Below are 19,800 nucleotides of genomic sequence, written 5' to 3' on the forward strand. Positions count from 1 at the left end.
GGGAGGATTACTGTGCGTTAACGAAGCTGGCGTCAATCACCTGCGCAGGTGTTACCGGTTGGGTAATAATCCCGGCTTCGGTGGCGGCTTTCAGGACATGCGGGAAGGTGGTGGTGCTGTATTCGCCGCCCAGTGCCGCTTTATTCTCCGCCAGGGTGTAATATTTCACGCCATCAAACGCGGTGTTGAGATCTTCAACGCTGGCCCCCACCGCTTTGGCGATGATGGCGCGATCGGCAGGCGTGTTGGCCTGATAATGCGCAACTGCAGCATCCCAGGTTTTAATCAGGGCAGCAATCTGACCCGGTTTGTTTTTGATCACATCGTCACGTACCACCAGTACGTCACTGATCAAGCCCGGATCGGATGCACCGCTGTAGAGCATCTTCAGGCTGGGATCACCCTTCATCGCCACCGAAAGATAAGGTTCATAGGTCACTGCCACCGGTACACGTTTGGCGATCAACGCGCTACCGGCAGATGAAGCGGGCATCGGCACCGGTTTGATATCGCTGTATTTCAGGCCCGCCTTAGCCAGTGCGCTACGCAACAGAATGTCGCTGGTGGTTCCTTCTTCATAGGCTACCTGCTTGCCTTTCAGGTCTTTTAACGAGGTCACATCTTTGGAAACCAGCATGGCATCGGCGGTCTGGCTGCGATCCAGCAACAGGACCACTTTGACCGGCAGTCCGGCGGAGATCATGCCCATGGCGGTGTGGGTAGCAATGTTGGCGGCATCAATCTGACCACTCGCCAGCGCGGCATTAATATCCTTATCTTCCGCGAAGTTGATAACTTCAACGTTGTCGAGTCCCTGCTGCTTATACAGGTTGTGTGCTGTGGCAACATGCCACTGACCGTATCCCAACCAAGGTTCAACCCCCATCTTTAACGTGCCCGCTTCCGGCGCTGGTGCTGGTGCTGGTGCTGCCAGGCTGCTGGCAGACGCGATCAAACCAAAACAACAGGCCGCCGCAAGGGTCGTTTTCAACGTACGCAGAGATAGCATGCTGATTTCCTTCTGGTAAAAGTTAAGAGTGATTGTTGTCAGAGCATGTATATACAACTGCAAGCAAATTAAGTGCCAGGATTACAGCCCGCTACAGCAGGACCATTGCGAGATGTTGCACGAAAGTTGCGCACCAGCGAAGAGCATTGCACAGTTTTCAGTCAGAACAAATGGATTCGATAGCAATGCTAGTGATAGCGCCGTAATTCCGTCATACGTGGGGGGAATTTTTGTATTGCAGTGTAGATAGGGGATAAATCAAAAATCTCAGAAGAAATCTAAAAAGTCAGTTTTATAAAAAAATCAACGAACTGATTTTAAAATAAAAAATTGACTTTATTTTGTGTTTCTACGCTTACCCATTACTTTTTCGCAGAAATAATGTTCAGGAGACAAAAAACATGTTCTCGCGGTGGGCGCTTAAGACTTTCTGTCTTAAGTATGCTGTTGCTGACGGCGGAAACGAAAGAGCCTCAGGAGATCATCCATCGACCTGAGGCTGCACTTATGTCTAGACAAGATAAAAGGTAGCTTCCCGCATGCCGCAAGGCAAGGAGGTTCAGGGAAAAAATGACGAAGAAAGTCTTCATCATTGTGGCCCGGGTCATTCTGGTCATGCCGAAAAATCTCTATAAGGTTCGATTTCGAACCGGAGTAGTGGAGGTCGCTTGTTGAATGGTGTTTAGCGCTTTGAAACCCGATGTCACCTCGACGGGATTTACCCCCCGTTTCCCTGTGGTCAGTCAGGCACTCAGACCTCCTTCTCTTAATGTCGCATTTCGCACACACGGCTGCTCAATTCATCGCCTAGCTATGGTATGCAACTGACCTGACAGCATTTACCCATAAACACTTAATGATGCGAGGATACGGGTAAAGTAATCATCCGCCCGCTTCTGGGCCAGCTTGCCATCCCGTGCTTCCAGAGCCTCGACCAGGGGGGTCAATTCACGCAATGTCTGTTCGCGCACGATGTCACTCACCGCAGAGTGCAACGAATGCTGCCCGTCATACTGTACCGCGCGGCGGTCAGCGATGACGTTATCGAAGATCTGAATCAGGAAGCGATTGCGGGTGGCGGCAAACATCGCCTGATGCACCGCATAGATATGCTCTTTGTACTGCAACCATTCCTGTGCTTCACGAATACCCTGCAAATGGTGGCGCATTTTGGCGAAGTCGTCTTCGGTGGCTCGTACCGTCACCAGCGTCATCATCATCGGTTCGAACAACAGGCGACCTTCAAGGATTTCGCTGTAGGTCGGCACCTCTTTGTGCCACGCCGCCACGGGTCGGTCGGTGTCACTCAACTGCTGATTCAGATTCTCCGACAGATACGAACCGCTTCCCACCTTGCGCGTGACTAATCCCTGCGTCGACATCATCGCCAGCACATTACGGATGGTGCTACGCGACGTTGCAAAGCGACGTGCCAGTTCACGCTCGTTAGGCAATTTATCTCCCGCTTTTAAGTCACCCTCACGGATGGCCTCCATAATCGAGCGATAGACGCTCACTGCGGCGGTTTTATCATGCCCGACAATACGTTGGGAGATGTCATCAGTGCTGTTCATCCGCGACTCCTGGAAAATATCTGCAAATGGCTAACCAATTTGGTCAACTGGCGGCGATTATAGCCTGAGTTCGCGGTCACGGCGAGTGGCGATTAATCCGTTTAACACGCTAATTTCCTTGTCAGATCCTTTGCTTATCCCCTTCTTCCGCTGATTTTGCGTTTTAACGTGAGCCCTCTCACAACCCGGTCATACAACTTGCTTATTGGTCGACCATTATGGTTGACCAATAAAAACCAGCGTGGTCATAATGCCGAAAAACTCCCTGTAGGGCAAAAAATGAACACCTTCGTTGCAACGCCATTATCCCCCACTGATTGCCGCCTAAGCGACCATTTGCACGCGTTGGGGATTGAGCTGCCCCCCGTGCCAATGCCCGTGGCTAATTTTGTCACCTGGCGAGTGTTCGGCAACTTTCTTTATCTCTCCGGCCAGGGACCGCTGGAGGCCAATGGTTATCTGCACACCGGCAAAGTCGGCGATGAGGTCAGCGTGGAGGATGCCTATCACCACGCACGGTTGACCGGTCTTAACTTGCTCGCCGTCGCCCGCCAGGCCACCGGCGATCTCGGTGCCGTCAAAAGCGTGGTCAAGTTGCTGGGCTGGGTCAACGCACAGGATACCTTCCGGCAGCATCCTCAGGTGATCAACGGTTGTTCCGATCTGTTTGTGCAGGTTTTTGGCGAACAGATTGGACGTGGAGCACGTTCCGCGATCGGTGCCGGATCGCTGCCGCAAAACCAGACGGTAGAGATCGAAGCCATTCTCGAACTTCAGGAGGCGGTCGCCGATGGATTACGTCTTTGATTTTGCTTCTCTGCTGCCTTACAGCGCTGTGTTGGCAAAGGGACTGATGGAAACCGCTCTCTATGCCCTGTTGTCGATTCTGTTTGGGTTGAGTATCGGTGCGATCGGCGCATTGACGCTGGTTTATGCCCGCCCGGGCTGGCGGCGACTGGTGCGCTGCTATGTGGAGTTTTTTCGCAACACGCCGTCGCTGGTGCAATTGTTTCTGATCTATTTCGGGTTACCCAGCCTCGGATTGCATCTCTCACCACCGGTGGCCGGGATCATCGCGCTGTCGTTGTATTGCGGTGCTTATATGACGGAGATCCTGCGCGCTGGATTGGTCTCGCTACCACGCGGTTTAAGCGAGGCCGGTGAAGCGCTTGGTCTGTCCAAGCGCCAGATTATCCGTTATGTGCTGACTCTCCCGGCCATGCAGAACGTCTTCCCGGCGCTCGCCAGCCAGATGGTACTGACGCTGATTGGCACCAGTCTGATTTCACAAATCGGCGTAGAAGAGATCTTCCACAGCGGCAGCTTTGTTGACTCGCGCACCTTTCGCAGCTTTGAAATTTATCTGCTGATTTGCGGCCTGTATTTCTTCGCCGTCAGCCTGATGAAGGTGCTGTTGCGCATGGTGTGGTATCGCTTTCAGGCGCGGAGGTAACCATGCGCGGCATCTCTATACACGACATCTGGATGATCATCAGTGCGTTGCGCTGGACCCTGTTGCTGGCGCTCTGCACCTTTGCCTGCGGTGCGGTAATCGGGTTACTGGTGGCAGTCGCACGGACTTCTCATCAGCGTGGGTTGCAGGCCGTGGCGTGGTTTTACGTCGAATTGGTTCAGGGCATCCCCCTGCTTGGCATGTTGTTCCTGCTGTTCTTCGGTATGCCGGTGTTCCTCGGCATTGACGTCAGCTCCTTTACCGCAGCGCTGGTCGCTTTTTCGCTCTCCGCCGGGGCATTTCTCGGTGAGATTTGGCGTGGCAGCATCATGGCCGTGCCCAAAGGACAATGGGAAGCCTCGTTGTCACTGGGAATCTCACGGCTGCAAATGCTGCGTACCGTGATCCTGCCGCAGGCGTTGCGCCTGTCGCTGCCACCGACCGTCGGGTTTTCCGTACAGTTGATTAAAAACACCTCACTGGCGGCGCTGGTGGGCTTCGTAGAGCTGACCCGATCCGGGCAGATTGTCAGCGGATCCACGCTGCAACCGCTGCTGATTTATCTGTTGGTTGCGCTCTGTTATTTCGCGCTGTGCTTTCCGCTAGCGCGTCTCTCCCTTCACCTGGAGGCACGTTTCCATGTCGCTGGTCGTCATTGATGCAATCAGAAAAAGTTTTGGACCCAACGAGGTGCTGCGCGGCATCACCACCCATGTCGATCGCGGCGATATCGTCACCATTATCGGCAAAAGTGGCTCGGGCAAAAGCACATTGCTGCGCTGCATTAATGGTCTGGAAAAACCGGACAGCGGCACCATTCACGTCGGCGGTCTGCCCGTCGGTGGTTCGCCAGCGGAGTTGCAGAAGCTGCGCCAGAACGTCGGCATGGTGTTTCAGAGCTTTAACCTGTTTCCTCATTTAACGGCGGCCGAAAACGTTACCCTGGCACCGTTGTTGACGCGTCGTATCACCAAAGCCGAAGCGCCCGCGCTGGCAAAACGCCTGCTGGAACAGGTCGGGTTGGGACAAAAGCGCGATGCGTTTCCCTCCTCTCTGTCTGGCGGCCAGCAGCAGCGTGTGGCTATTGCCCGCGCACTGGCAATGTCGCCGGAAGTGATGTTATTCGATGAAGCCACGTCGGCACTCGACCCGGAACTGGTGGGTGAAGTGCTACGGGTAATGGAAGACCTGGCAAAGGAAGGCATGACAATGATTGCGGTGACGCATGAGATGGCGTTTGCCCGCAAGGTATCCAGCAAGGTGATTTTTATGCATCAGGGCGAGGTCTGGGAAAGCGGCCCGCCTGCCGAGATTTTTGGTGCGCCACGCACCCCGGAATTACAACGCTTTGTACAAACCCCCGTTTAACGACACCGGAGAATAGGCATGAAAACAATTGGTAAAACCCTGGCGCTGGTGGCGCTGTGTGCCCTGCCGTTTTTGGCGCAGGCCAACTCACTCGATGACATTAAATCTCGTGGCGTACTGCGAGTAGCCACCACCGTTGATGCCGCTCCCTGGGGCTTCACTGATGCCGCCGGTAAACCCACCGGGCTGGATGTGGATTTGGCGCAGAAACTGGCCGATAACATGGGGGTCAAACTGCAATTGCAGCAGGTCACCGGGGCCAACCGCATCCCTTATCTGATGTCACGCAAAGTAGACGTACTGATCGCCGCACTCGGCTCCAGCCCGGAACGCGCCAAACTGGTGAACTTCTCTGAACCTTACGCGGCGGTGTATCTCGGCGTGTATGGCGGCAGTGACGTGAAAAAAGTCACCAAACTGAGCGATCTGAGCAATGCCACCATCGCTGTGCCAAAAGGCTCCACTCCGGATCTGACGCTCAGCGACCAGAACCCCCAGGGCAACTATCTGCGCCTCGAAGATACCGCCTCGGCAGTCAGCGCCTTTTTATCCGGTCAGGCACCGATGTTCGCCGAAAACAATCTGATTGCGCAGAAAGTCGCGCAGGAAAACCCAGCGAAACATATCGAACTGAAATATCTGCTGCGTAAAAGCCCGGCTTATATTGCCATCCGTCCCGGCCAGCCCGAGCTGATGGCCGCCATTAACCAGTTTATCGACAAAAGCACCCAGGACGGCGAGCTGCCTGCGCTGCGCCAGAAATGGTTTAACGATGCGCAAAACGATCTGAAAACGGAGCAGTAATCATGTCGATAGTGTTCAGTGAGATCGATTTTAACCGGCAGGGTAAACAGGTGGGATTTGCACATCTGCCACTGTCAGCGCATAACGACGCCTGGGGTACCATTGCCATGCCGTTGGCGGTGATCGCGAATGGCAGTGGGCCAACGATGTTGATCACCGGAGGGATCCACGGCGATGAGTATGAAGGGCCGATTATTATCAATGAATTGATCCGCGATCTGACGGCGGATCAGCTTCAGGGGCGTCTGATCCTGCTGCCCTGCGCCAACACGCCTGCGGTACGGGCCTCAATGCGCGTCAGCCCACTTGATAATAAAAATCTGGCACGCGTGTTCCCCGGTAACCCCTGGGGCACACCCACCGAACAGATCGCCGCCTGGATTCACGATGCCATCTTCCCGCTGTGTGATTTCTACCTCGATCTGCACAGCGGCGGCAGCTCACTGTTTATTGAAGAGAGCGCGCAGGTGGTGGTGACTGATGAACTCAGCCCGCAGGTGCGTGAACAAAGCGAAGCGATGGCACGCGCCTTTGCTGCCACATTGACGGTGGTCACCAACAATATGGGCGATCCGCGTACCAGCTGTGGTGCAGCGGCTAACCTCGGCTTACCGGCGATTGCGGCAGAGATGGGCTGGAACGGCAGCGTGTCACCCCGCGGGGTGACACGCACCCGCGCCGCCGTGGCTCGCGTCCTCAATCATCTCGGTCTGATCACATCGGAGACGCCACCCGCTGAAGCATCGCAGCAGGTGTTTATCCCGGCGGGTGGCAATCTGCTGTCGCCGGGAGATGGTTGGTTTGAGCCCTTGCATAACATTGGTGATCAGGTCAGCGCCGGTGAACTGGCGGGCTGGCTGCACCGTCTTACCGAACCCACTGCACAGCCGCAGGCGGTACATTTCACCACCGGCGGACAGATTTATTCACAACGCACTTTTGGTGCCACCGCGCAGGGCAACAGCCTCGCGGTGCTGGTACAGGATGTAAAGTGATGATCGAGGATATTAACGTCAATGATTATCTTGCCGCGCTGGAGCGTGTGCGTCCGTGGGTGCGTAAAACGCCGCTGGTGGAAGCCGCCCCATGGCAACCGGTGCCCGGCATTGAACTGCGTCTGAAAGCGGAATGTTCACAGGTGACCGGCTCGTTTAAGTCGCGCGGTGCTTTTAACCGGGTGCTTAACCTGCCACAAAACGTTCGCCAGCAAGGGCTGGCCACCGCGTCAGGCGGAAATTTTGGTGCTGCGGTCGCTTATGTCGGCCAGCAACTGGCTCTGCCCGCTGACGTGTTTGTCATGAACACCAGTACCGAGCTGACACGCCAGCGTATCGAAAGCTATGGGGCAACACTGACGGTGGAAGGCGATTTCTGGGATCAGAGCTGGGATGCGGCGGGTGCACGTATTAAGGAAACCGGTGGTACTCTGCTGCATCCCTACGCGGATCGCGATGTGATTATCGGCCAGGGCACGATGGCGCTGGAGATCCTCGAACAGTGGCCAGAGGTGGAAACGCTGGTGGTGTCGATCGGCGGCGGCGGCCTGATTGCCGGGGTGGCACAGGCGGCAAAATTGCTGAAACCGGGCATTCGTATTATCGGTGTGGAGGCAGCAGGTTGCCCGATGATGTGGACCAGCCGGCAACAGCAACAGATCGTCAAACTGGAGCAGGTGAAAACCATTGTGCCGATCCTGGCGGCCCGTTCTACTGAAGCGATTAACTTTGCGTTGGTGGAACAGTACGTTGATGAGACCGTACTGGTGCCGGAAGATCAGGTCGAAGCATCGGCCCGTGAAGTCTGGGCAGCCACCGGGCTGGCGATTGAACTGGGCGCGGCAACGGCCGTGGCGGCGGTGACGCGTCAGCTGTTTACCCTCAACGCAGACGAGAAAGTCGCCGTGGTGTTGTGTGGTAGCGGAACCAATGGTATTTAAGAGTTCAATTGAGTCCCTTACAAGGTAAAAAAACAACCATGGACTTCATATGAAGCCCTTATCCTTATCCGTCTGGTTCTACCATATTTCCCTCCGTTGCTCATTTACGTGATAGGATAAGAGATTCAAAATCATCCTTTATGCATAAAAATTAGCATCAGGAGCTTTATTTATGGCCCTTAATCTTTATTCTGAAGCCAGACTGCTCTCTGAGTTGGGTCAACGGCTGAAAGATCACCGCCTACGCCGCAATATGCTGCAAAAGGATCTGGCAGCAAAAGCCGGGATCTCGGTTTCCGCCCTGAAGAAGCTGGAGAATGACGGTAAAGCCACGCTGGAAAATTTTATGAAAGTGGTTTTTGCCTTGCGACTCGAAAAAGAGATGAGCGGGCTGTTTGTCGCACCGGCGTTGAGTATCGCGCAGGTTGAAGCGCTGAAGCAGCCGACCCGGCAACGTGCGACTCAACGCAAGAGGAAAGAACCATGACAAAAAGCTATCAACCTCTGCAGCGGCTGGAAATTATCTATCAGGGCTGGGGCGATCACTTTCCGCTGGGTATCCTGGCGGCTGGCAGAGATCGCGGGCAATGGCTGTTTGAATATTCAGCCGAAAGCATTGACCGTGGCATTGAATTGTCGCCGCTGCTGCATCCGCCGGTCAGCACCACCTATGCCGACTTTGAACGTCATCAGGAAGGCATCCCCGGTTTTATAGCCGACTCGTTGCCCGATGGCTGGGGCCGGTTGCTGATGGATCGCCTGTTACGACGCAATAATATCGAACCTGCCGCCTTGTCGGTGCTGGATCGACTGGCAATGTTAGGTGATAACACCATGGGCGCACTCACCTATCGCCCGTTGCTCGACATGCCGGAGCAGCAGCACCAGCATATTGATGATCTGATTGTCCTCGCCGAACAAATCAAGATTGAAGTTGCTGGCCAGGATTCTGAGGTGCTACCGGAGCTGGTCAGGCTGGGCGGTTCGCCACACGGTGCACGCCCCAAAGTGCTGGTGGAGTTCGACCCGGTTACGGGTCATATTGCCGCCCAAGCCTTCGCGGGTAGCCATCCCTGGTTGATCAAATTCCCTGCGGCCCAGGAGGGGGTATGGGTGTGTGCCTTGGAAGAAGTGTATGCCCGGCTGGCGCGGCAAGCGGGCATCGATTTCCCTGACAGCCGCTGGTTTGATTTGGGCAACGGTTTATCTGCTTTCGGCGTGAAACGCTTTGATCGTCACGCCGGTCTACGTGTGCCGGTACTGAGCATGGCAGGTGCGCTGCAGGCGGATTTCCGCCTGCCCTGTCTCGACTACAGCGATATATTGCAGGCGACCGGCATGATCACCCGCTCGATGGTGGAGCGTGAAATTCAGGCGCGCCGTATGGTGTTCAATGTCATCATGAATAACCAGGATGATCACGCCAAAAACTTTGCCTTTGTCCTGAACCAGCAGGAAGAATGGCAGGTCTCCCCCGCCTACGATCTGACCCTGCAAATGGGGCCAGGTGGTCAACATCAGACCTCGGTGGCGGGTTATGGTCGGGATATCAGCCGGAAAGCCTTATTAAAAGCCGCAGCATCCGCCGATATTGCGGACAAGACCCTGCAACGCATTATTGAAGAAGTCAGCGACGTCGCCGCGATGTTTGTGCCAACGGCACAGGCGTTGGGCGGTGCCATCCCCGCCAACGTGATTCAAGCGACAGCGGATAAGATCAACGCCAACATCAGAGCACTGGGTTAATGTTTACCACTCCCCGCCTCACCTGCGCACAAATAACAGCCGCAGACTGGGATTTTTATCACCGCCTGCTGACCTCTCCGCACGTGCTGTACTACGTCTCTGATGCCAAAACCGAGGAGGAAATTCGCGCCTCGTTTGAGACGCGCCTACCACTCTGGTCGCCGCAGAGTCAGCACTGGTTATGTCTGATGGTGCGCGACAGGTTGAGCGGCGAACCCTTTGGCGTAACGGGCTATATCCATCATGATCACCATTGTGCTGAGGTGGGTTTTCTGTTCGCCCCTGAAGCTCAGGGCAAAGGCTACGCCGCAGAATCACTGCTGGCGTTGTGCGACTATGCGTTTACCACGGGCGGGATTAACCGCCTGATTGCGACCGTCACCGCTGGCAACCTCCCTTCCCGTCGCTTGCTGGAAAAAGCCGGATTTATTCTGGAGGCCGAAATCCCGCAAAGTTATTGGTTAAGAAATCGCTGGCACAGCGACTGGCAATTTAGTATGTCTCATCCGCATGACAGAATAATAACGCACGCAGATTAATTAACAAATCAACAAACGGGCAGGCGTGATTTCACTCGAAATACATTCGGCCATCGAAGACGTCGCCCCGTTATTTTTATCTGCCAATGAAGCAACATAATCTTCGGCATTAAAATTAATAACCGATGTTTCGATGCCAAACGCGGAAAGATCATCCGTCAATGATGAAAAAAGACTCTCCACTCCCCTGCTGATAGCATAATTCACCGAAATGTCCGGCGATGATTGCTTATCATGACCCGAGGATACCAGGATCAGCCTCCCGCGGTTTTTATATCTGAAATATGGAATAATCTCACGTATCAGCAGTAATGGATTCGTGAGCCCGAACGTGACAGATGAAATGATTTCATCAGCCATCATCTCTTCCACGGGTTTTGTTGACAAGGTGCTGTCGCACAATATTACCCCATCGACACTGGCGAAATCGTCAATAATGGCTTGAAGATGGGAGGCTATTCCCCGGCTCTCGTTACGTGCTATTTCCACACCAACAAACTGGTGCGGAAAGCGGGAGGTCAGGTCGGCAATCTTAATATAATCTTCAACAATAGCAGCGATATAGCATCCACTCTGCAACAAGTGCACAACAATTTCCTTACCCATCCCGGACTCCGCGCCTGCTACGATCCATTTCATCTTATTCATCTGTCAGAGTGCCATCACAACCTGTCTCATTCATGTGAGTTGAGTAGACTAATAACACAGGTGTAACGGCTTTTAATTTACCAAACTGTGCTAAACCGTGATCGACTGCACACCAATAGAACTAATTTACCTTATTGTGCGGATTTTAATTACATAGATTTACTGAACTTGAAATGAATGTTACATACCACAGCTGCGGAAATAAGTTCCCGCATTATTAAATATTATAAGCAGTGTTTTTCGAGGGATAAAATGAGCAAACATATTAAAAAGCTATCCTTAGCGATAGCAGGTCTCATCATGGCCAACGCATCACATGCAGCGGAAGTTTATAACAAAGATGGTAACAAATTAGATATTAATGGCATGGTTGTTGGTGAAAATTATATCAGCAATGATGACAGCCAGAATGGTGACCAATCTTATATGCGTTTTGGTTTCCGTGGTGAAACGCAAATTACCGACTAGCTGTCCGGTTACGGATTCTGGCAGGCGCAGTGGAATCTTAACCAGTCTGAAAATGAAACCGACTCCATGTTTACCCGTAAAGGTTTCGCCGGGGTTAAATATGGTGACTACGGTTCCTTCGATTACGGTCGTAACTCTGGCGTCATGTACGATGCCCTGAGTTATACCGATATGCAGCCTGAGTTTGACGGCATGACCTACAACTCAGACACCTTCCTGTTCAACCGCGGTAATGGTATGGCGACCTATCGCAACACCAATTTCTTCGGTCTGGTGGATGGCCTGAAATTCGCGCTGCAATATCAGGGTAAAAACGACGGCGGCGGCGGTGAGCCGGGCGTGCGTGATGTGCTGCGTCAGAATGGCGACGGTTACGGCATGTCAGCATCCTATGATATTGGTGCAGGCTTTAGCCTGGCGGGTGCCTTCATGAGCGCCGACCGTACCAATGAACAAAACAGCCTGACCAGCGGCATTATGGGCCACGGCACCCGTGCGGAAGCCTACACCACAGCGCTGAAATATGATGTGAACAACATTTATCTGGCGTTTATGTATACCAAAGCCTACAACGCCTCACGCTTCGGCTCCAGCTCAGGCGGCGCTTACGGTTATGCCAACCAATCAGACCTGTTCGAAGCCTATGCGGGATACACCTTTGACTTCGGTCTGGTGCCGTTTGTTGGCTACAACCAAACCCGTGCTAAAGACCTTGGTGCATCCGGCGATGGCAACACCTATGGTAGCCAGGATCTGGTTAAGTTTATCGATATCGGTGCGACCTATAATTTCAACAAAAATATGAACGCCTATGTTGATTACAAAATCAACCTGATCGACAGCAGCGAGTTCACCGAATCAGCCGGTATCAGCACCGACGATGTCGTTGCAGTCGGCCTGGTTTATCAGTTCTGATGTGCGGATAGCGCCATAAAAAAAGCCGCCTTAATCGGCGGCTTTATTCACACTACGTTTTATTATTTATACAGTTCGGCGGTCATATGCACGCGGTTATTGGTGTTGGCTTCAGTGATTTTGTACTGATCACCATGCTGTGCAGCCTGAGCGGCGATTTGTGCTTCAGCACCGTCAAGGGTATCAGCGGTGACAGAAATGCTCTGCGCAAAGCTGGCAAATGACATCAGTGAAAAAGCGGCGACAGCGGCGATTGACATTGCTTTGATGGTTTTCATGGTCTTATTCCTTCATGTGTTTGAGTGAAAGGCTGTGTGCCTCCGATGGAAGTAATAATAACCATAGTTATCATTTCATGATTGATGATTAGTGAAGTTATCGTGATCATGCTAACCATCATGATGCACGCACATCAATGCGCCACTCAGCGGCTCGCGCACCACCGCCACATCAACCTGAAATACCCGCTTTAGGACGTCCGGTTGCAGCACCTGGGCCGGGGTTCCCTGGGTGATCACTGCGCCTTGTGCCAGCAGCACCAGTTGGTCGCAGTAGCGACTGGCCTGATTAAGGTCGTGCAGCACCGTTACCACCGTTTTCCCCTGCGCCTTAAACTCGCCCATCAGTTTCATCAGTTCAATCTGGTGATTGATATCCAGCCAGGTGGTGGGTTCATCCAGCAGAATAAGCGGCGTATCCTGCGCCACAAGCATCGCCAGAAACACGCGCTGCCGCTGGCCACCGGAGAGATCACTGACGCGTTGCTGCGCCAGATGCGCCACGCCCATACGGACCATCGCGGACTGCACCTGTTCCCGATCCTGTGCCGATAAGCGCCCCCACAGCGGTAACCACGGATGGCGACCATAAGCCACCAACTCCGCCACGCTGACCCCTTCCGGCGTCAGATGTTGCTGCGGCAACAGCGCCAGGTGCTGCGCCAGCTGCCGTGAAGAGAAACGCGCCAGCGGTTGTTGCGCCAGCCACACCTCTCCCTGGCTGGGTACCAGCAAACGTGCCAGCGCTTTAAGTAATGTCGACTTACCACAGCCATTCGGTCCGAGCAGCGCGGTGATCTCTCCTGGCGCAAAATGGATACTGACATCCTGCAGCACGCGTTTCCCCGCATAACCCGCCGTCAGATTCTCAACCTTCAGTTGCATCTATCGTGTCCTGATGAGTAGCCAGAAAAACCAGGGAGCGCCGATCAACGCGGTGATCACACCGGCAGGCAACTCCATCGGTGGAGACAGCGTCCGCGCCAGCACATCGGCCAGCAACAACACCAGCGCCCCCAGTAATGCGGAAAACGGCAACAGGCGGGCATGACGTCCGCCCACCAGACGTCGCACCAGATGCGGCACCACCAGGCTGATAAAACTGATCGGCCCACATACCGCGACCGCCAACGCCGCCAGCGCCACGCCCAGCAGCAACACGCCGCGCTGGAAATGACGCAGCGACACGCCAAGGGTGGCCGCACGATCGTCGCCCAACGCCAGCAGATCAAGATCGCGACAGCAAGCCAGGCTGATCAGCAGCAACACGGGTAACGGTAACGCCAGCAGCACCATCTGCCAGTCACGTCCCCACAGGCTGCCGGTCAGCCACAGCAGCGCGGTGTTAACATCTTGCGGGCGTGATAACAGCAGATAATCGGTGACGCTGGCAAAGCAGGCTGCCAGTGCCACACCCATCACCGCCAGCCGCAGCGGTGATGACGTCCCTGCCAACCCGCGCAACAGCAGCAGTGCAAAGCAGCCGCCGCCAAAGGCGACCAGTGGCAACCATCCCAGCGGGAAGGAAGGCAACAATAGCAGTGCCAGCAAAGAGGCGAGGCTGGCGGCATGGTTCACTCCAAGGATATCGGGTGAGGCCAGTGGATTACGGATGATGCCCTGCACCAACACGCCAGACACTGCCAGCGCGGCACCCACTAATAATGCCAGCACCACGCGGGGCAGACGGTATTCCATCACCACAAAATGCGCCTCGCTGCTGGGTTGCCAGGCCGTCCACAGGGTTGACCAAGTCAATTCCTGTACCCCGAGTTTCAGGCTGATCAGCGCACACAACGCCAGCATTAACAGCACCAGCGGCAGCAGATAACGCATCGCCATCATGGTTGCCTCCTTGCCAGCCAGAGAAAACCGGGCGCACCGACCAGCGCCAACACTACGCCAGCGGGCAACTCACCGGGCCATGCCAGCCCGCGTGCCGCAATATCTGCCGTCAGTAATAACGTCGCCCCCATCAGCATCGCCATCGGCAGCATGAAACGCAGATCGTGTCCGATCCAGGCTCGCGCCAGATGCGGCACCAACAGGCCAATAAACCCCAACGGCCCCGCTACGCTGACGCAAGCTCCCACCAATAACAGCAACGCGCTACTCAGCCCGATGCGCACGGCGAAAATATTGACGCCGAGGCTGTGCGCCGCATCATCGCCCATGCTCAGCAAATTGAGCGCACGAGTTTGTGTTAAGACCAGCGGGGCAATCACCAGCACCACCGGTAACAGCTGCCATACCTCCTGCCAGCGCGCATGGGCGATGCCCCCGGCCAGCCAGGTGAGGATGCCGTAAGCGTGGTCTTCCGCCAGCAACAGCACAATCCGTGTCATCGCCATGCAGAAAGCAGAAAGCGCGATACCGGCGAGGATCAACCGCTGCCGCTCGCGCGTCCCGGCGGCCAACGTGACGCACAACCAACTGAGCGCCCCACCGCCGGCAGCAATCAGCGCCAGCGGGTAGCCTGCCAGCTTTAGTGGAGCAAAAGCTGACACCAACGCAATCGCCAACGCCGCGCCACTGTTAATCCCCAGTACCCCAGGCGACGCCAGCGGATTATGGGTCAGCGCCTGCAACAATCCTCCCGCCAGCGCCAGTGCCGCTCCGAGCAACACCGCCACCAGGGCGCGCGGCAACCGCAGATTAAACATCAACGCCTCACCGATGTTGCTCGGTTGTCCCGGGCACAACGCATGCAGTGCCGACTGCGGCGCAATCGGCACCGGTGAGAAGCTGATCAGGCTAAACCAGAAGGCGATGAGCAACAGCGCCAGACTGATGATCCAGCGGGTCATGGTGTAAATAACATGACGGCGTCACGTGAAATTTTTTCTGCCGCAAACAAGCCACGCATGCGCGCCCAGCTGTTGCTGTCGACAGCGCGGACATGGTGTTGCTGCGCCGCATGCAACATCCCCCACAGCGGATCGGTTTCCCAGCGCTTGACGATGCTTTCCTGGCGATAGTGCGCGACCAGCAACCAGTCCGGGTTCTGCGCCAGCAGGCTTTCGAGGCCGATCGGTGTCATCGCCGCCCCCTGAATCGGTTCTGGCACCTGTAGCCCCAGCGCGGTCAACACTCCGCCGGTGTAGCTGTCGCGCGAATGCAGCGTGAACTGATTTTCTCGCGAAGTGCCAAACAGCACCCGCGCACCCTGCGGCAGCTGTTTGGCCGCTGCCGCGATGCGTTGTCGATGCAACGCCAGGCGCTGATCCATCTCAGCCTTTTTCCCTACCACTTCACCGATGATGGCCGCCGACTGGAGATTTTCTGCATAGGTTTCATTGCGTGACGGCAACAACAACACCGGGGCGATACGCTGCAATGCACTGTAGACACCGCTGTGACGACTGCTGTCGGCGATGATCAGATCCGGATGCAAGGCGCTGATGGCTTCCAGACTGGGCTGCCCACGCAGCCCGACGGATTGCCAGGGCCGGAGGTGCTCACGCACTTCCGGCAGCAAGCGTTGTGGATCGTTATCGTCCGCAATCCCCACCGGGCTGATATCCACCGCCGCCAGCGCATCCGCAAATGACAATTCCAGCACCACAATCCGTTGTGGCACCTGATCTAGGATAAAGGTGCCGTGCTGATCCTGCACCGTCACCGCACTGGCCGGTCCCATCAACGCCAGCAACAACAAAAAAACGCGCATGGTGAACTCTCCGTCAGAATTTGAGTGAACCTTGCAGATAGAAAGTTCGCGGCTGCCCGGCATAAATGCCTTTGTTGTTGTCGTCATAAGAACGGGTGAAATAGTCCTGATCAAACAGGTTCTTCACCCCCAGCGCGAGGTTGAGATTGGCGAGGCTGGGACCGAAAGCATAATTGGCGCGCGCGCCCCACAACATAAAGCCGGGGATACGTCCGGTGCTGCCATCGGCGCTTTCCTGCACGGTGTTGGCGTTATCGGCAAACTGGCTCGACTGGAACTCGCTGTTGAGGTTAAAGGTCCAGTTGCCCGGCTGGTAATCCACGCCAAAGGTGCCTTTCTGACGCGGCGAGAACGGTACCTGATTACCATAGGTGTCGCCTTTTTCGCGGATCTCCGCATTGACCCAGGCATAGCTGGCGTAGACCGAGACCTCTTCCAGCGCCGGGGTCAGCTCACCAAGGTTGTAACGCACCTGGCTCTCCAACCCGGTATGCCGCGTCTTACCGCGCGCGGTGACCGTGTCATTGGTCTGGTTGGAGTCGTACTGGTTGTTGAAGTTAATCAGGAACAGGCCGAGTTCTGCCGTCAGCGCGCCATCGTCGTAACGGGTGCCCACTTCCCAGGTACGGGCTTTTTCCGGCTCGACATTGCCACTTTCCACTGCTTTGCCAATCTGGCTGTACTGCACGGTGCCAAAGGAGCCTTCGGTGTTGGCATACAGATTCCAGCTGTCGGTGAGGTGATAAAGCACGTTGAGGGCTGGCAGCGGCGCATTATAGCTAACGTCCTGGCGTGTGCCGCGAATCGCGTTGCGCTGGAAAGATTCAATATGTTCAAAACGCATGCCCGGTGTGATGGTCCAGTTACCAACATCAATGCGGTCATCCAGATACCACGCATGTGCCTCGGTGCCGGAACGGGTATCGCGATCGTAAGGGCTGAAGGTGGAAGGCAGATCGCCGCTGGCGGTCGGTACGTAGTAACGCATCTCATGGCCCGATTCGCTGACATAACGATAACCCACGCCCACTTCATGCGCCGTCGGACCAAGGTTAAAACTCTGGCTGTAGCGCGGTTCGATACCGCGCACCCAATACTCACGCGGTGACAACGTCACGCGAGTGCCCTGCTCCAGATAACCGCTGCGCAACGTATGCGTATAAAAACCGAGGATATTGAATTTATGCTGCGCATCCGGCTGGAACTGGTAGCCCAGACTGGCGAGCTGACGACGGCCCCAGAAACGATCGACCGGGCGGGTTGATTGCCAGCGGTCAGCGTCATAGTCGGCACGGCTCAGGCCGCCCGGCATATCCGCCTCTCCATCATAGTATTGCAGCAGGCTGGTGAAGGTATGCACATCGTTCGGCTTGTACTGGCTTTTAAGCATCACGTCATCGATACGGGTCGCGCTGTGTTCGCGCCAGTCGCTGCCGCGCGTCCCGGAGTACAGAATCGCGCTACCAAAGCCGTTATCCGCAGTGCCGCCGACCAGCAGGTTATGCGTCTCTTTCGGGTTGTTTTGCGAAGACGTCGAACTGAGCTGTCCCTCAATCCCGGCTTCGATACCAAAATCCTTGGGGATGGCGCGCGTGACAAAGTTGACCACGCCGCCTACGCTTTGTGGCCCGTAGCGTACCGCACCGCCACCGCGCACCACATCCACCGCGTCCATATTGCCAAGCGAAACCGGTGCCAGCGACAACTGCGGCTGACCATAAGGCGCAAACGGCACCGGGATGCCATCCATCAGCACCGTTGAGCGGCTGGCAAGGCGCGGGTTCAGACCGCGAATGCCAAAATTCATCGCCAGATCGTGGCTGCCGGTGCCGTTGTTTTCCGGGGCGTTGACGCCGGGGATCCGGTTCAGGACCTCGCGCATGGTGGTAGCGCCGTTTTTAGCGAAATCTGCCCGGCGAATGACGTCACGCGCCCCCGGGTGCTCAAACACATCGCTCTCACGTGCTTCCCCCAACCAGTCACCCACTACCGTCAGGCTTGGTTCATTGCTGCGCGGTTTTACCGTCCACAGCGTGCCGCCCAGTTGGCTGGCTTCCAGTTGTGAACCGGCTAACAGGTTGGTCAGGCCATCCTCAACTGAGTAATCGCCGCGTAAACCGTCGCTGTGTTTACCCCGCGTCAGGCTGGCATCCAGCGACAGAGTAATGCCCGCAGCGGAAGCAAACTGGTTTAACGCGTTGTCCAGTGGACCGGCTGCGATGTTGTACTGGCTGGTCGCTGGCGTAGCCGCCATCGCCATTCCCGAGGTGAAAAGTAATGAAGGAAGCAGGCAGAAGCGGATCGCTGTCACCAGCGGTAACACCCGCAATACATGTGGACGTGAAGCAGTCATAACGTCTCCAAAATTTATGATTTTTTGTGGTATTCAGAGATAAGTCGTATGACGCAGGCAAAAGGGACAATGGCGACACAAAAAATTAGCGCCGCTGCACCCGCACCCAATAGCGGGTGATGCGCTGGAGTGTAATCGGCAGGGTTTGTTCAAGGGCGTGCAACACCTGGTCGCTGTGCAACAGCGGGAAAGTGCCGCTGACGCGCAGGCTGGCAGCATCGGCATCGCACAGCAGCATCCCCTGACGGTAGCGCGCCAGGTGGTCGATCACCTCGCCCAGCGGACGATCGCTTACGCTGAGCCAGCCGTTGAGCCACGCGGGCGTGCTATCGGCATCGCGGCTCAGCGCGCCAAAACGATCGGCGGTGAAATGCAGGCTCTGCCCCTGCTGCACGGTAAGGGTTTGTGTTGCATCCTGAGCAAGGCGCACCGCCACTGCATGCTGTGACACCCGCAGCAGCGTGCTGTCGCGCTTTTGTTGCACGCTAAAGGCAGTACCGAGCGCCGTCATTTGTCCCTGGCGCGTATACACCCGCAACGGACGCTGCGCCGCATCTTTGCCCGTGGTAATCGCCAGCATGCCGGCAATCAGATCGATACGCCGCTCGCTGGCGCTGAAGGTGACATTCACCGCCGAGGCAGTGTCGAGCGTCAGCAGGCTACCATCATCCAGCGGGTAGTGGCGGATTTCACCTTTCGCAGTGCGATAATCCGCGCGCAGCCCGCTGGCATAATCTGTCTGCCACAGCTGCCATCCGGTACCCACGCCGACCGCCAGCAACAGGCCTTTCAACACATGGCGGCGGGTCATCGGCGTATCACGTAATGCTTTGCTGGCAACCTCTCCCGGCATGCCCTGCATTTGCTGGCGCAAATTCTCCACCTGCTGCCATGCCCACTGGTTTTCCTGGTTGGCGTCCACCCAACGCTGCCATTTTATTTCCTGCTGCGGACTAACCCGTTCGCCGCTCAGTACCGCGTACCAGTGGGAAGCGCTGCGCAATGCTTCGCGTTGTGAGCTGGAAAGTGGCGCAGTCAC

The 19,800-nt window shown here is 55.8% G+C and carries 19 protein-coding genes and 2 pseudogenes; 11 read left to right on the forward strand and 10 right to left on the reverse strand.

What is annotated here, in order from left to right; genetic code table 11:
* Positions 1-7 precede the first annotated feature (7 nt).
* The gene (locus PAT9B_RS24860; RefSeq protein ID WP_013512058.1) at positions 8-1,009 is read right to left on the reverse strand and encodes an ABC transporter substrate-binding protein; all 1,002 of its coding nucleotides are present in this window, start codon (positions 1,007-1,009) and stop codon (positions 8-10) included.
* An 839-nt stretch (positions 1,010-1,848) separates the two neighbouring features.
* Positions 1,849-2,583 (reverse strand): FadR/GntR family transcriptional regulator, encoded by a 735-nt coding sequence (locus tag PAT9B_RS24865; RefSeq protein WP_013512059.1) that lies wholly within the window; start codon positions 2,581-2,583, stop codon positions 1,849-1,851.
* Between the two features lie 279 nt (positions 2,584-2,862).
* On the opposite strand from PAT9B_RS24865, the gene PAT9B_RS24870 reads away from it, so the two are divergent.
* The 10 genes from PAT9B_RS24870 (at position 2,863) to PAT9B_RS24915 (ending at position 10,429) form a co-directional block, all read left to right on the forward strand.
* On the forward strand, positions 2,863-3,390 hold the full coding sequence (locus tag PAT9B_RS24870; protein WP_013512060.1) for a RidA family protein: 528 nt from the start codon (positions 2,863-2,865) through the stop codon (positions 3,388-3,390).
* On the forward strand, positions 3,374-4,036 hold the full coding sequence (locus PAT9B_RS24875; protein ID WP_013512061.1) for an amino acid ABC transporter permease: 663 nt from the start codon (positions 3,374-3,376) through the stop codon (positions 4,034-4,036). The genes PAT9B_RS24870 and PAT9B_RS24875 overlap by 17 nt, the downstream gene beginning before the upstream one ends.
* A 2-nt stretch (positions 4,037-4,038) precedes the next feature.
* Positions 4,039-4,695 carry an amino acid ABC transporter permease gene (locus PAT9B_RS24880; protein WP_013512062.1) on the forward strand — a complete coding sequence of 219 codons (657 nt, stop codon included), beginning with the start codon at positions 4,039-4,041 and terminating at the stop codon, positions 4,693-4,695.
* Positions 4,676-5,404 (forward strand): amino acid ABC transporter ATP-binding protein, encoded by a 729-nt coding sequence (locus PAT9B_RS24885; protein ID WP_013512063.1) that lies wholly within the window; start codon positions 4,676-4,678, stop codon positions 5,402-5,404. The genes PAT9B_RS24880 and PAT9B_RS24885 overlap by 20 nt, the downstream gene beginning before the upstream one ends.
* Positions 5,405-5,422: 18 nt before the next feature.
* Entirely contained in the window at positions 5,423-6,208 is a 786-nt protein-coding gene (locus PAT9B_RS24890) for a transporter substrate-binding domain-containing protein (RefSeq protein WP_013512064.1), read from the forward strand.
* 2 nt (positions 6,209-6,210) lie between these two features.
* Complete coding sequence (locus PAT9B_RS24895) at positions 6,211-7,203, forward strand: succinylglutamate desuccinylase/aspartoacylase family protein (protein ID WP_013512065.1); 993 nt, start codon at positions 6,211-6,213, stop codon at positions 7,201-7,203.
* Positions 7,203-8,144: a threonine/serine dehydratase gene (locus PAT9B_RS24900; protein WP_013512066.1), complete on the forward strand. Its 942-nt coding sequence runs from the start codon at positions 7,203-7,205 to the stop codon at positions 8,142-8,144. The genes PAT9B_RS24895 and PAT9B_RS24900 overlap by 1 nt, the downstream gene beginning before the upstream one ends.
* Positions 8,145-8,316: 172 nt before the next feature.
* Positions 8,317-8,631 carry a helix-turn-helix domain-containing protein gene (locus tag PAT9B_RS24905; RefSeq protein WP_013512067.1) on the forward strand — a complete coding sequence of 105 codons (315 nt, stop codon included), beginning with the start codon at positions 8,317-8,319 and terminating at the stop codon, positions 8,629-8,631.
* Entirely contained in the window at positions 8,628-9,890 is a 1,263-nt protein-coding gene (locus PAT9B_RS24910) for a type II toxin-antitoxin system HipA family toxin (protein ID WP_013512068.1), read from the forward strand. The genes PAT9B_RS24905 and PAT9B_RS24910 overlap by 4 nt, the downstream gene beginning before the upstream one ends.
* Complete coding sequence (locus PAT9B_RS24915; protein WP_013512069.1) at positions 9,890-10,429, forward strand: GNAT family N-acetyltransferase; 540 nt, start codon at positions 9,890-9,892, stop codon at positions 10,427-10,429. The genes PAT9B_RS24910 and PAT9B_RS24915 overlap by 1 nt, the downstream gene beginning before the upstream one ends.
* On the opposite strand, the gene PAT9B_RS24920 is transcribed toward PAT9B_RS24915, so the two are convergent.
* Positions 10,430-11,068: an SDR family NAD(P)-dependent oxidoreductase gene (locus PAT9B_RS24920; protein ID WP_190274690.1), complete on the reverse strand. Its 639-nt coding sequence runs from the start codon at positions 11,066-11,068 to the stop codon at positions 10,430-10,432.
* A 261-nt stretch (positions 11,069-11,329) separates the two neighbouring features.
* On the opposite strand from PAT9B_RS24920, the pseudogene ompC reads away from it, so the two are divergent.
* Positions 11,330-12,460 (forward strand): annotated as a pseudogene (gene ompC / locus PAT9B_RS24925) (porin OmpC).
* Positions 12,461-12,522: 62 nt separating this feature from the next.
* Here the strand turns inward: ompC and PAT9B_RS24930 are convergent.
* From PAT9B_RS24930 to fecR, 7 genes and pseudogenes are all read right to left on the reverse strand, one after another.
* Positions 12,523-12,738 (reverse strand): YdgH/BhsA/McbA-like domain containing protein, encoded by a 216-nt coding sequence (locus PAT9B_RS24930; protein ID WP_013512071.1) that lies wholly within the window; start codon positions 12,736-12,738, stop codon positions 12,523-12,525.
* Between the two features lie 111 nt (positions 12,739-12,849).
* Positions 12,850-13,623 (reverse strand): Fe(3+) dicitrate ABC transporter ATP-binding protein FecE, encoded by a 774-nt coding sequence (gene fecE, locus PAT9B_RS24935; protein ID WP_013512072.1) that lies wholly within the window; start codon positions 13,621-13,623, stop codon positions 12,850-12,852.
* Positions 13,624-14,583 (reverse strand): Fe(3+) dicitrate ABC transporter permease subunit FecD, encoded by a 960-nt coding sequence (gene fecD, locus PAT9B_RS24940; RefSeq protein WP_013512073.1) that lies wholly within the window; start codon positions 14,581-14,583, stop codon positions 13,624-13,626.
* Complete coding sequence (gene fecC, locus PAT9B_RS24945) at positions 14,580-15,545, reverse strand: iron-dicitrate ABC transporter permease FecC (RefSeq protein WP_013512074.1); 966 nt, start codon at positions 15,543-15,545, stop codon at positions 14,580-14,582. Before fecC ends, fecD begins: the two co-directional genes overlap by 4 nt.
* Positions 15,493-16,408, reverse strand: a pseudogene (locus PAT9B_RS24950) (Fe(3+) dicitrate ABC transporter substrate-binding protein). The gene fecC and the pseudogene PAT9B_RS24950 overlap by 53 nt, the downstream one beginning before the upstream one ends.
* 13 nt (positions 16,409-16,421) lie before the next feature.
* The gene (fecA, locus tag PAT9B_RS24955; RefSeq protein ID WP_013512076.1) at positions 16,422-18,761 is read right to left on the reverse strand and encodes a TonB-dependent Fe(3+) dicitrate receptor FecA; all 2,340 of its coding nucleotides are present in this window, start codon (positions 18,759-18,761) and stop codon (positions 16,422-16,424) included.
* Between the two features lie 85 nt (positions 18,762-18,846).
* Positions 18,847-19,800, reverse strand: a complete 954-nt coding sequence (fecR, locus tag PAT9B_RS24960; RefSeq protein ID WP_013512077.1) for a ferric citrate uptake sigma factor regulator FecR — start codon at positions 19,798-19,800, stop codon at positions 18,847-18,849.

Source organism: Pantoea sp. At-9b, from assembly GCF_000175935.2.
GTDB lineage: Bacteria > Pseudomonadota > Gammaproteobacteria > Enterobacterales > Enterobacteriaceae > Pantoea.